Here is a 12,116-nt window from a genome sequence, read left to right on the forward strand (position 1 = left end):
ATATGATCTAAATTTTTATAAGAGTTCACTTTATGAGCGAAAAACGCATTACGGAAGAGAGCCGCTACGCCGGGCTGGCGTTAGCCGAGGAGGAGCTGGTGGCGCGGGTGGCGTGGTGTTACTACCACGACGGCCTGACGCAGAACGACATCGGCGAGCGTTTAGGGCTGCCGCGGTTAAAGATCTCCCGCCTGCTGGAGAAGGGCCGCCAGTCGGGGGTGATCCGCGTCCAGATTAATTCGCGTTATGAGGGCTGCCTGGCGCTGGAAACCGAACTTCAGCAGCGCTTCGGTCTGAAAATTGCCCGCGTGCTGCCGGCGCTGAATACCCCGCCGATGAACACCCGCCTGGGGATTGGCGCGGCGCAATCGTTAATGGGCGTGCTGGAGCCGGGACAGCTGCTGGCGGTGGGCTTTGGCGAAGCCACCATGAGCTGCCTGCAGCACCTGAGCGGGTTTATCGGCTCCCAGCAGGTTCGGCTGGTGACGCTTTCCGGCGGCGTGGGCCCGTATATGACCGGCATTGGCCAGCTGGATGCCGCCTGTAGCGTCAGCATGATCCCCGCGCCGCTGCGGGTGTCATCGGCGGATGTGGCGGAGATCCTGCGCCGGGAATCGAGCGTCCGCGACGTGATCCTGGCCGCGACGGCGGCGGATGCGGCGGTGGTAGGTATCGGCGCCATTGACCAGCGCCGGGACGCCACCATCCTGCGCTCCGGCTATATCAGCGAAGGCGAACAGCTGATGTACGCCCGCAAAGGCGCGGTCGGCGACATTTTAGGTTATTTCCTGCAGGCTGACGGCAAACCGGTTGAAGGGCTGGAGATCCATCGGGAACTGCTCGGCGTCACCCTTGATGAGCTGGCGCAGCTGCCGACCATCGTGGGCGTCGCCGGGGGCACAGAAAAAGCGCAGGCGATTTACGCGGCCCTTATCGGCAAGCGGATTAATGGCCTGGTAACGGAAGAGACAACAGCACGCGCGGTGCTGACGCTGGCCTCATAACGGCCCTGCGCCGCGCAACACGAGCGAGGCGCATGTCATGAGTTACCTGTTAGCGTTAGATGCCGGGACCGGCAGCATTCGGGCGGTCGTATTCGATCTCCAGGGCCGTCAGATAGCGGTCGGCCAGGCCGAATGGAAGCACCTGAGCGTGGACAATGTCCCCGGCTCGATGGAGTTCGACCTTGGCACCAACTGGCAGCTGGCCTGCCAGTGTATCCGTCAGGCGCTGGCCGCCGCCCATCTCTCTGCGGCAGATATTCAGTCCGTGGCCTGCTGCTCGATGCGTGAAGGCATCGTGCTTTACGACCGCAACGGCGAGGCCATCTGGGCCTGCGCCAACGTTGACGCCCGCGCCAGCCGCGAGGTGGCGGAGCTCAAAGAGATCCACGACGACCGTTTTGAATCCGAAGTGTACGGCGTGTCCGGGCAGACCCTGGCACTGAGCGCCATGCCGCGCCTGCTGTGGCTGGCCCATCATCGCCCGGATATCTACCGCAAAGCGGCGACCATCACCATGATCAGCGACTGGCTGGCGGCAAAGCTTTCCGGCGAACTGGCGGTTGACCCTTCTAACGCCGGAACGACCGGCATGCTCGATCTCTTCAGCCGCGACTGGCGCCCGGCGCTGCTGGATATGGCCGGGCTGCGGGCCGATATTCTCTCGCCGGTCAAAGAGACCGGCAGCGTACTGGGAGCGGTGACCGACGCGGCGGCGGCGCAAAGCGGGCTGCGCGCGGGCACGCCGGTGGTGATGGGCGGCGGCGACGTCCAGCTCGGCTGCCTGGGCCTCGGCGTGGTGCGCGCCGGGCAGACGGCGGTGCTCGGCGGCACTTTCTGGCAGCAGGTGGTTAATCTGCCGGAAGTCCGAACTGACCCGGAGATGAATATTCGCGTTAACCCGCACGTCATTCCCGGCATGGCGCAGGCGGAGTCCATCAGCTTCTTCACCGGCCTGACCATGCGCTGGTTCCGCGACGCGTTCTGCGCGGAGGAGAAGCTGATTGCCGGGCGCCTCGGCGTCGACGCCTACAGCCTGCTCGAAGAGATGGCCAGCCGCGTGCCGGCGGGTTCCCACGGGGTGATGCCGATCTTCTCTGACGCCATGCACTTTAAGCAGTGGTACCACGCCGCGCCGTCGTTTATTAACCTCTCCATCGATCCGGAAAAATGCAATAAGGCCACCCTCTTCCGCGCGCTGGAAGAGAACGCGGCGATTGTCTCTGCCTGTAATCTGGCGCAAATTTCGCAGTTTTCCGGCGTGCGGTTTGACAGCCTGGTCTTTGCCGGCGGGGGCTCAAAAGGCGCGCTGTGGAGCCAGATCCTCAGCGATGTCACCGGCCTCCCGGTGCGGGTGCCGGAGGTCCGCGAGGCGACGGCGCTGGGCTGCGCGATCGCCGCCGGCGCCGGCGCCGGGCTGTACGGCGATATGGCGGCGACGGGCGAGAAGCTGGTGAACTGGCACCGGGAATTTACGCCCAATCCGGCGCATCGCGAGCTGTATCACGAGATGATGATCAAATGGCAGTCGGTGTACGCCGAGCAGCTCGGTCTGGTGGACAGCGGATTAACGACCTCGATGTGGCAGGCGCCGGGGCTAACGCGCCGTGCCCCTGTTGCCCCCTCACCCTAAGCCTCTCCCCTACAGGAGAAGAAACCGTCCGGGCATAACTGGCCCCGGCGCCATTCCGCCCTTCTCCCTCTTCCGGTGGGAGAGGGCCGGGGTAAGGGAGAACCTTCCGCCGTTCTTTGAATCCCATCACAATCGCCGCACTCCCCTTTTCCCTTTTCGCCCGCGGCGGCTAAATTAGTAACTCATCCGACCACATAACAATAATTTTACACTGGAAGAGATTATGAGCCGCTACCCGTCGCTTTTCGCCCCGCTTGACCTGGGGTTCACAACGCTCAAAAACCGCGTGTTGATGGGCTCGATGCACACTGGCCTGGAGGAGCTGCCGGACGGCGCACAGCGGCTGGCGGCGTTTTACGCCGAGCGCGCCCGCCACGGGGTGGCGCTGATCGTCACCGGCGGGATTGCCCCGGCGCCTTCCGGCGTCACCATGGCGGGCGGCGCGGTGCTTAACGACGCCAGCCATCTCGCTCATCACCGCCATATCACCGATGCGGTACACGAGGAGGGCGGCAAAATCGCGCTGCAGATCCTGCATACCGGGCGCTACAGCTACCAGCCGAAGCTGGTGGCTCCTTCCGCGCTGCAGGCGCCAATCAACCCCTTTACGCCTCACGAACTGAGCCACGAAGAGATCTTACAGCTGATCGATGATTTTGCCCGCTGCGCCCAGCTGGCGCGGGAAGCCGGGTACGACGGCGTCGAAGTGATGGGCTCGGAAGGCTATCTGATTAACGAATTTCTTGCCGCGCGCACCAACCTGCGCGACGACCAGTGGGGCGGCGACTACGCCCGACGCATGCGTTTTGCCGTAGAGGTGGTCAGAGCCGTGCGGGAGCGCGCGAGCAGCGATTTTATTATTGTCTACCGCCTGTCGATGCTCGACCTGGTCAGCGGCGGCAGCACCCTGGCGGAGGTCACCGCGCTGGCGAAAGCGATTGAGGCCGCCGGGGCCACGATTATCAATACCGGCATCGGCTGGCACGAGGCGCGCATTCCCACCATCGCCACTCCGGTACCGCGCGGCGCGTTTAGCTGGGTCACCCGCAAGCTGAAAGGCGCGGTGTCGATCCCGCTGGTCACCACCAACCGGATTAACGATCCCGCCGTGGCGGAGGCGATCCTGGCCCGCGGAGACGCCGACATGGTATCGATGGCCCGCCCTTTCCTCGCCGACAGCGAATTTCTCTCTAAAGCACAGAGCGGGCGGGCGGATGAGATCAATACCTGTATTGGCTGCAACCAGGCCTGCCTCGATCGGATCTTCGCCGGTAAAGTCACCTCGTGTCTGGTCAACCCGCGCGCCTGCCATGAAACCCTGATGCCGATAGCGCCCGCGACCGCACCGAAGCGGCTGGCGGTAGTCGGCGCCGGTCCTGCCGGCCTGGCCTTTGCCGTTAACGCCGCCTCGCGCGGGCATCAGGTGACGCTCTTTGACGGGCACCATGAGATTGGCGGCCAGTTTACTATCGCCAAACAGATCCCCGGCAAAGAGGAGTTCCATGAAACTCTACGTTATTACCGCCGGATGCTGGATCTTACCGGCGTCGCGCTGCGGCTTGAAACCCGGGTGACGGCCGACGATCTGCGGGCATTTGATGAGATTATCCTCGCCACCGGGATCGCCCCGCGGATGCCGGATATCGCCGGGATCGATCATCCGAAGGTGCTGAGCTACCTCGATGTCCTGCGTGATAAAGCGCCGGTCGGCGAGAAGGTGGCGATTATCGGCTGCGGCGGGATCGGCTTTGATACCGCCATGTACCTCAGCCAGTCCGGCGTCGCCACCAGCCAGAATATCGACGAGTTCTGTGCGGAATGGGGGATCGATACCAGCCTGCAGAGCGCGGGCGGATTACGCCCGGAGGGGATGCAGCTGGCTAAAAGCCCGCGCCAGATCGTGATGCTGCAGCGCAAAACCAGCAAGCCCGGCGACGGGCTGGGGAAAACCACCGGCTGGATCCACCGCGCCACCCTGCTGGCCCGCGGCGTCAAAATGATCCCCGGCGTCAGCTATCAACGGATCGATGATGCCGGCCTACATGTGACGATCGGCGGCGAATCTCAGGTGCTTAACGTTGATCATGTGATTATCTGCGCCGGTCAGGATCCCCGCCGCGAGCTGGCCGATCCGCTGCAGGCAGCGGGTAAAACGGTGCATTTGATTGGCGGCTGCGACGTGGCGATGGAGCTGGACGCCCGGCGGGCAATCGCTCAGGGCACCCGGCTGGCGCTGTCGATTTAGGGAAAGAAAACCCGGCCGGTAGCCCAACTAAGGTATCAGCCGGTAGCCCGCCTAAGGCATCAGCTGGTAGCCCGGCTAAGGCGTCAGCCGGTAGCCCGGCTAAGGCGTCAGCCGGTAGCCCGGCTAAGGCGTCAGCCGCAAGCCGGGGAAACCGGGGAAACCGGGAAAGCCGATAACGCTCAGCGCTGTTTGCGCACCTTTGTCGCTTTCAACACCACAAATTTATTATTGGTGGCGATCGTCGTGCAGTTACCGAACGCGCGCTTCAGCTTGCGGAAATAATCGAGATGGCGGTTGCCGACGACATACAGCTCGCCGCCGTACTTCAGACTGCGGCGGGCGTCGTTAAACATCTGCCAGGCAATATGATCGGTGATCGCATGCTGCTGATGAAACGGCGGGTTGCAGAGGATGGCGGCGAAGCGGTCCGGCTCAATATCGGACAGCGCGTTATTCACCACAAACTCGCAGCGTTCGAGGTCATCCGGCATATTGGTTTCGACGTTCAGCCGGCTGGAAGCGACCGCCATATAGGACTCATCGGTAAACATCACCCGGGCGTCCGGGTTTAAAGCCAGCGCTTTCAGGCCAATCACGCCGTTGCCGCAGCCAAGATCGGCGATCTCGCCTTCAATATTTGCCGGCAGATGCTCCAGGAAGAAGCGCGCGCCAATATCAAGGCCGCTGCGGGCGAACACGTTGGCGTGGTTGTGAATCGTCCACGGCGTACCGTCCAGCGCCCAGCTGTAGGTTTGCGGCGCATCGGCCACCTCAGGCGCGGTAAAGGTACAGAAAATCAGCCGCGCCTTTTTCCATGCCAGCGATGTGGTGGTGGTGCCGAGGATCTTCTCAAACAGCGCCAGGGTGGAATTGTGGACATCCCGCGCTTTCGCGGCGGCGATGATGCGGGTTTCCGGCGTGACAACCTCGCGCAGCGCGCGCAGCTGCTGCTCCAGCAGCGCCAGCTGCTTCGGAACCTTAATGAGCACCAGCGCCGGCGCGGCAGGCAGTTCGCTCAGGGGATCCTGAAAACGTACGCTCTCTTCATCAATGCCGTTCATCCGCAGGTTGTAGCGGGTCGCCAGCTCAGATACGTAGGAATCGTTGATGCTGACCGGGTTGCGTTCCGCCAGCGCGCAGCCCAGCGCGCCAAAGCTGTCATTGAAAATGAGCGTCAGGCCGTCGACGTCATTCACCTGTTGCAGCAGATATTCATCCGCCGCTTCCCACGCCTGAAGCGCTTCCTCTTCAGCATTCGGCGGGAACCGCTCTAATGTGAATAACTCACCGTTTAACTCTACCTGGCTCATCGCCTTTGTGCCTCCGGAACACTAAAACCCGCGAGTTTATACGCAAACTTCGCCCAGTAGAATAGAGATGCGCCGATTATCTCCATCTGCCGGGCGACAGTCCGTTACGCCGGGAGGTCGTCCTGCGCCAGGCGCGACAGGCGTTTATCGTCCAGGCTGTACTTGCTCATGATAACAATCAGCAGCGCCACCAGCACCCCTGGGAAAACGGTGAACAGCAGCGCGATCATCTGCAGCGCGGAGTCGGTTTGCTGCGCTGCGCCGCCAACGTAGTCGCCCCATGCCAGCATATAGCCCACCAGCGCGCCGCCGATGGCGATCCCCAGCTTGATGGCAAACAGGTTTGTTGAAAAAACGATCCCGCTGAGTTTTTTACCGCTGCGTTTCTCTTCCGCATCGATAATATCGGACAGCATGCTCCACTGCAGCGGCGTGGCGGCCAGCTGAATAATATTGATGATAATCACCAGCGCAAAGATAGCGGCCACGTTCCCCGCCGGGACGAAGTACATGCCTATCAGCAGCGCCGCCTCAATGGCCATGGAGATTTTAAACCCTTTCACTTTATCAATATTTTTAAAGATAAACGGGGAGAGCATCGCCCCCAGCACGCCGGAAGCCAGGGTGGTGGTCAGCAGCAGACTGCCCAGATCCGCCCGCCCCATAATGTTGTTGACGTAATAGAGCGTGGTCCCGCCTTTAAACAGCACCGCAATCAGGTTAACGACGTTGAGCGCGAAGAGAATGCGCCAGTCCTTGTTGGCGAGCAGGGTTTTCAGATCGTCAAGAATGCTGCTTTGATTGTTGACCGCGATATCCGTGGTGTAGCGCTCTTTCGTCAGGCCGAAGCAGATAAAGAACAAAATGATGCTCAGGCACCCCATCACAATCATGGTGTAAAAATAGCCGTTTTGCACATTACCCTGACCCAGCCAGACCACCAGCGGCAGCGCGGTCAGCGAGACAATCAGACCGCCGAGCGTACTGAGCGCAAAGCGCCAGGACTGAAGCGAAACGCGCTCGCGGGAATCGTTAGAGATATTATTGATCATCGCGCAATACGGAACGTTAATCGCCGTATAGACCAGCGATAATAAGGTATAAGAAACATAGGCGTAAATCAGCTTGCCGGTATAGCCGAAATCCGGCGTATAAAACGTTAAGCAGCAAAGTACGCCAAAAGGAATCGCGAACCATAAAATATAAGGGCGGAATTGCCCATATTTAGTCCGGGTACGGTCCGCCACCGCCCCCATTAATACATCGGTGACCGCGTCTAATACCCTGACTGCGAGAAACATGGTCCCCATATGCGCCGGACTTAAACCAAATACGTCGGTATAAAACCAGGCCATAAACAGCATCACTGTCTGCCAGACTAAATTACAGCCGGTATCCCCTAACCCATAGCTAAATTTTTCTTTAATACTGATACGGGCAGTGTTCATCGCGCCTCCGCCAGAAAGATCGTTAATATTTGTCCTCTGTACGTTATTGCTTAGGGCTTACCGATTATGTATAAATCATCCTGTTAAATATAAGAGGAGTGTACCCGATGAGTGATGAATCTCCCGTTTTCGAAAAGATCCCCGTGGGCGCCGGCGAGCTATTTACCCTGCGGGTAGATAACATAAACGATTTCAATGGCATAAACGTAGTCCCCCATTTTCATATGATGGACGAACTGATGTGGTTCCGAGAGTCGGAGGGCAGCTATTCGATTGGTGATGAGAAATTTACGATAAAAAACAATACCCTGGTTTTCGTCCCCGCCTTACTGATCCATGAAATGACGCTCCCGGCCACCGCCAGCCACAAGCGTTATCTTATGCAATTCGAAAAAGAGTGGCTCGAGGGATACGACCTGTCGCTCCCCGCCGCCCACTGCGGCGCGGTCGCTTACCTTTCCGGCGAGGAAGCCGAGCGCCTGGAGCTGTTGCTGAGCTGGTGCGGCGAGTTCAGCGACTTTACCGATTCGCTGTTTCGCTCCCTGATGCAGAGCGTACTGCTGCACGCCTTTAATAGCCTGAAAGATTCCGTCCCCATTACCGAACGCACCAACCATCGCTATCTGAGCGAGCTGATCGAACTTCTGCAATCTATTGATGAAAATGAAAATTTTGAGATGACAACCGAAGAAGCCGCCCGCCGCTGCCGATGGTCGAAATCCTGGTTTTCCCGCACCTTTAAATCCGCCTTCGGCATCAGCTTCAAAAAATTTATGCTGCTGCGCAAACTGAATATCGCTATCAATCTACTGACCAACACCGACCTGAAGATTAGCGATATCTCGCAAAGCGCCGGCTTCACCGACAGCGCCTACTTCTGCCTCAAGTTTAAAGAGATGATGAACGACACCCCGCTGGCCTTCCGTCACAAAGTCAGAAGCACCGATGCCGTAGGGCGTCAGGCGGAGAAATAACGCGTTTTTGTGAGCCGCATCACCGGATAAGTAGACGTTTATTATATAAATAGCCAGAGTCTATATATCCCCGTCGCCATCGCCTATTTACAATCATCGCTATATTTTGCGCATTAAGGGTAAATACGATGATTCAGAATCCTGTTTTTAAAGGTTTTAATCCTGACCCCAGTATCTGTCGGCGCGGCGATGATTATTATGTGGCGGTCTCTTCCTTTGAATGGTTTCCCGGTCTGCCGGTTTATCATTCGAGGGATTTAAAACATTGGCAATTACTTACCCACGTTCTTACCGATGATAATAATCCGGATTTAAAAAAGCTGCCCTCCGCCAAAGGCATTTGGGCACCGAGCCTGACCTGGTGTGAAGAGGAAAAGCTGTTCTACGTTATTTATGGCGTGATGAATTCCATGAATTCACGTTATTTCGATGTAGATAACTATCTTATTACCGCCAGTGAAATCACCGGCCCGTGGAGTGAGCCGGTTTATCTCCACTCTGCCGGGTTCGATGCCTCCATTTTGCACGACACCGACGGAAAAAAATGGATCGTATCCCTGGAGTGGGAAACCCGCGAAGGTTACGAAAAACCGGGCGCCATTTGCCTGGTGGAGTATTCGCCGCAAACGCGAAGCGTTGTCGGCTATCCGCAGCGGATCTGGCGCGGCGGTACCGATCGCGGCTGTATTGAAGCACCGCATTTGACGCGCCGCGGCGACTATTACTACCTGATGGTCGCCGAAGGCGGCACCGGCTACGGCCATGCGGTCACTATGGCGCGCGCAACGCAGGTCGCCGGCCCCTATGAAGGCGATCCGCAAAACCCCATCGTCACCTCCTGGCCGGAGAACTATAACGCGCGCCACGACGCAGACCATCTCAAACCACACTACTTCAATCCGCAAACCTATCTGCAAAAAGCCGGGCACGGCAGCTACGTCGAGACCCCGACGGGCGAAGTCTGGTTAACCCATCTTTGCAGCAGGCCCTTCCGCCAGGTGCTGCGCTGCCCGCTGGGCCGCGAGACGGCGATACAAAAGATGGTATGGAGCGACGATGGCTGGCTGCGCATGGCGGCCGGGGGGAACCTCGCTCAGCACCAGGTGGAAGAGTCTAATCTGCCTTCTCAGCCGTTTCCGGCTAAACCAGACAGGGATGATTTTGATGGGCAGACGCTGGATAACGCCTTCTATGCGCCGCGGATCCGCCTTCAGCGCTTTACCAGCCTTGAACGTAAAGCAGGCTACCTTGCCTTACGCGGCCAGGAGTCGCTGAGCTCGCTCAATAAAGTCAGCCTGCTGGCGAAAAAGCTCACCTCGGTATACGCCACCATCGTCACGAAGATGGAGTTCAGCCCGGAGATTTATCAGCACAGCGCCGGCCTGACGCTCTATTACGACAACATGAACTATCTGTTTTTGCATAAAACCTGGGATGAAGCCTCCGGCGCAGCGCAGCTGGCCATCATTTATATGGATAACGGCGAGCGTCACGACGACCCGCAGAAAATCCGCCTTGCGGAGGGAGAAGTCTATCTGGCGATGGCGATTAACGGCCGGGAGATACAATGCTCGTGGTCCGCGGATGGCGAAAAATACCAAAACATCGGCGCGGTCTACGACACCTCGCATTTTTCCGATGAATACAGCCGCTACGGCGAGTTTACCGGCGCGTTTGTCGGCATGGCCTGCGTGGATAGCATGCTGCATCGTAAAGAGGCGCTGTTTGACTTCTTTAGCTACCGGGCGGTAGAAGACGCGATAATCGAGTAACGCCGCCTTTCTGGCATCCTGCCCGCGCGGGGTGCTAGAATCCCCGGCAGTTGTCGCTGAATGACCCAAACAGGCTGCATGAGCACTTTAACCTATCTCCAGGGCTACCCTGAATCCCTGCTTGCGCAGGTCACCGCGTTAATCGAACAGAACCGTCTCGGCGAGGTGCTGAAAAAGCGCTATCCGCAGGGCCACGATATCAACAACGATAAAGCGCTGTACCAGTATACCCAGGATCTGAAGTCCCGCTATCTGCGCGGCGCGGCGCCGATCAATAAGGTGATGTACGACAACAAGATCCACGTGCTCAACAACGCGCTCGGCCTGCATACCGCCATCTCCCGCGTTCAGGGCGGCAAGCTGAAGGCCAAAGCCGAAATTCGCGTCGCCACCGTCTTTCACGATGCGCCGGAGGATTTTCTGCGGATGATCGTGGTGCACGAGCTGGCGCACCTGAAGGAAAAAGAGCACAACAAAGCGTTCTATCAGCTGTGCTGCCATATGGAGCCACAGTACCATCAGCTGGAGTTTGATACCCGCCTGTGGCTGACCCAGCTTTCGTTAGAGCGTTCTGCGCCATAGCGCACTGGTTTTGTCATGATGGCGTGCTACAGTGACGAAAGGTCCCTTTTACGGAGTTCGTCAACGTTTATGATACGTTTCGCAGTTGTTGGCACAAACTGGATAACCAAGCAGTTTGTCGATGCCGCCCATGAAACCGGCAAATATAAACTCACCGCCATCTACTCCCGCAGCCTTGAGCAAGCCCAGGCCTTCGCCAGCGACTATCCCGTCGAACATCTGTTCACTTCGCTGGAAGATTTAGCGCAAAGCCCTGACGTTGACGCGATCTATATCGCCAGCCCAAACTCGCTGCACTTCCCGCAAACCCGCCTGTTTCTGCGCCATAAAAAGCACGTGATTTGCGAAAAACCGCTGGCCTCGAACCTGCAGGAAGTTGAAGCCGCGATCAAAACGGCGCGGGAAAATAACGTGGTGCTCTTCGAAGCGTTCAAAACCGCCAGCCTGCCAAACTTCCAGCTGCTTAAACAGTCGTTCGACAAGATCGGCAAGCTGCGCAAAGCCTTTATTAACTACTGCCAGTACTCTTCCCGCTATCAGCGCTATCTCGACGGTGAAAATCCCAACACCTTCAATCCGGCCTTCTCTAACGGCTCGATCATGGACATCGGCTTTTACTGTCTGGCCTCCGCGGTGGCGCTGTGGGGCGAGCCTCGCGCGGTGCACGCAACCGCCAGCCTGCTGGAAAGCGGCGTCGATGGCCTGGGCACGGTCGTTCTCAGCTACGGGGATTTTGATGTCACCCTGCACCACTCGAAGGTCAGCGATTCCGCCATCCCCAGCGAAATTCAGGGCGAAGCCGGCGCGCTGGTGATCGAAAAAATCTCCGAATGCCAGAAAGTGTGCTTCGTGCCGCGCGGCGGCAAGTCTCAGGATCTCACCCAGCCGCAGCATATCAATACGATGCTGTATGAAGCGGAGGAGTTCGCTCGTCTGGTCGAAGCCAACGAGGTGGCTCATCCGGGTCTGGAAGTGAGCCGCATCACGGCGAAGCTGCTGAGCGAAATTCGTCGCCAGACCGGCGTGGTCTTCCCGGCGGATAGTCAACCGGTGGCGTAAAGCTGTGTAAATGGTCCGTCGGCCTCCATTGACGCCATTTATAACCTGTAATACTTTGTTACGCGCAAAGGGGAGTAACTTCCTTGCCGGCC

Annotated in this window: 9 protein-coding genes; 7 read left to right on the plus strand and 2 right to left on the minus strand. The window is 58.5% G+C overall.

From position 1 onward, the window contains the following. Positions 1 to 32 precede the first annotated feature (32 nt). From lsrR to ACESQ2_RS16615, 3 genes are all read left to right on the plus strand, one after another. Positions 33 to 1,004, plus strand: a complete 972-nt coding sequence (lsrR, locus tag ACESQ2_RS16605) for a transcriptional regulator LsrR (RefSeq protein ID WP_004105944.1) — start codon at positions 33 to 35, stop codon at positions 1,002 to 1,004. Positions 1,005 to 1,041: 37 nt separating this feature from the next. Then, positions 1,042 to 2,634 (plus strand): autoinducer-2 kinase, encoded by a 1,593-nt coding sequence (lsrK, locus tag ACESQ2_RS16610; protein ID WP_154905608.1) that lies wholly within the window; start codon positions 1,042 to 1,044, stop codon positions 2,632 to 2,634. A 223-nt stretch (positions 2,635 to 2,857) separates the two neighbouring features. After that, complete coding sequence (locus ACESQ2_RS16615) at positions 2,858 to 4,879, plus strand: FAD-dependent oxidoreductase (protein ID WP_373170928.1); 2,022 nt, start codon at positions 2,858 to 2,860, stop codon at positions 4,877 to 4,879. Between the two features lie 179 nt (positions 4,880 to 5,058). Here ACESQ2_RS16615 and rlmG read toward each other — a convergent pair whose 3' ends face one another. Together rlmG and ACESQ2_RS16625 are read right to left on the minus strand one after the other, a co-directional pair. After that, positions 5,059 to 6,189: a 23S rRNA (guanine(1835)-N(2))-methyltransferase RlmG gene (gene rlmG / locus ACESQ2_RS16620; protein WP_046878298.1), complete on the minus strand. Its 1,131-nt coding sequence runs from the start codon at positions 6,187 to 6,189 to the stop codon at positions 5,059 to 5,061. 104 nt (positions 6,190 to 6,293) lie between these two features. After that, on the minus strand, positions 6,294 to 7,637 hold the full coding sequence (locus ACESQ2_RS16625; protein ID WP_049071579.1) for a glycoside-pentoside-hexuronide (GPH):cation symporter: 1,344 nt from the start codon (positions 7,635 to 7,637) through the stop codon (positions 6,294 to 6,296). Between the two features lie 107 nt (positions 7,638 to 7,744). On the opposite strand from ACESQ2_RS16625, the gene ACESQ2_RS16630 reads away from it, so the two are divergent. From ACESQ2_RS16630 to ACESQ2_RS16645, 4 genes are all read left to right on the plus strand, one after another. Beyond that, complete coding sequence (locus ACESQ2_RS16630) at positions 7,745 to 8,611, plus strand: AraC family transcriptional regulator (RefSeq protein WP_348852324.1); 867 nt, start codon at positions 7,745 to 7,747, stop codon at positions 8,609 to 8,611. 128 nt (positions 8,612 to 8,739) lie between these two features. Beyond that, a complete protein-coding gene (locus ACESQ2_RS16635) occupies positions 8,740 to 10,383 on the plus strand; it encodes a glycoside hydrolase family 43 protein (protein WP_224266337.1) in 1,644 nt (547 codons plus the stop codon). Positions 10,384 to 10,461: 78 nt separating this feature from the next. Continuing rightward, entirely contained in the window at positions 10,462 to 10,965 is a 504-nt protein-coding gene (locus ACESQ2_RS16640; protein WP_373170932.1) for a M48 family metallopeptidase, read from the plus strand. A 69-nt stretch (positions 10,966 to 11,034) separates the two neighbouring features. After that, on the plus strand, positions 11,035 to 12,024 hold the full coding sequence (locus ACESQ2_RS16645) for a Gfo/Idh/MocA family protein (protein WP_373170933.1): 990 nt from the start codon (positions 11,035 to 11,037) through the stop codon (positions 12,022 to 12,024). Positions 12,025 to 12,116: the final 92 nt, after the last annotated feature.

Origin of the sequence: Klebsiella sp. Q11, assembly GCF_964241505.1 — a bacterium.
GTDB classification, from domain to species: domain Bacteria; phylum Pseudomonadota; class Gammaproteobacteria; order Enterobacterales; family Enterobacteriaceae; genus Klebsiella; species Klebsiella michiganensis.

Excerpts from the sequence above, each read along its gene's own strand:
- ACESQ2_RS16615 (WP_373170928.1), top strand. The coding sequence starts at position 2,858 with ATGAGCCGCTACCCGTCGCTTTTCGCCCCGCTTGACCTGGGGTTCACA.
- ACESQ2_RS16645 (WP_373170933.1), top strand. The coding sequence starts at position 11,035 with ATGATACGTTTCGCAGTTGTTGGCACAAACTGGATAACCAAGCAGTTT.
- ACESQ2_RS16640 (WP_373170932.1), top strand. The coding sequence starts at position 10,462 with ATGAGCACTTTAACCTATCTCCAGGGCTACCCTGAATCCCTGCTTGCG.
- rlmG (WP_046878298.1), bottom strand. The coding sequence starts at position 6,189 with ATGAGCCAGGTAGAGTTAAACGGTGAGTTATTCACATTAGAGCGGTTC.
- ACESQ2_RS16625 (WP_049071579.1), bottom strand. The coding sequence starts at position 7,637 with ATGAACACTGCCCGTATCAGTATTAAAGAAAAATTTAGCTATGGGTTA.
- lsrK (WP_154905608.1), top strand. The coding sequence starts at position 1,042 with ATGAGTTACCTGTTAGCGTTAGATGCCGGGACCGGCAGCATTCGGGCG.
- lsrR (WP_004105944.1), top strand. The coding sequence starts at position 33 with ATGAGCGAAAAACGCATTACGGAAGAGAGCCGCTACGCCGGGCTGGCG.
- ACESQ2_RS16635 (WP_224266337.1), top strand. The coding sequence starts at position 8,740 with ATGATTCAGAATCCTGTTTTTAAAGGTTTTAATCCTGACCCCAGTATC.
- ACESQ2_RS16630 (WP_348852324.1), top strand. The coding sequence starts at position 7,745 with ATGAGTGATGAATCTCCCGTTTTCGAAAAGATCCCCGTGGGCGCCGGC.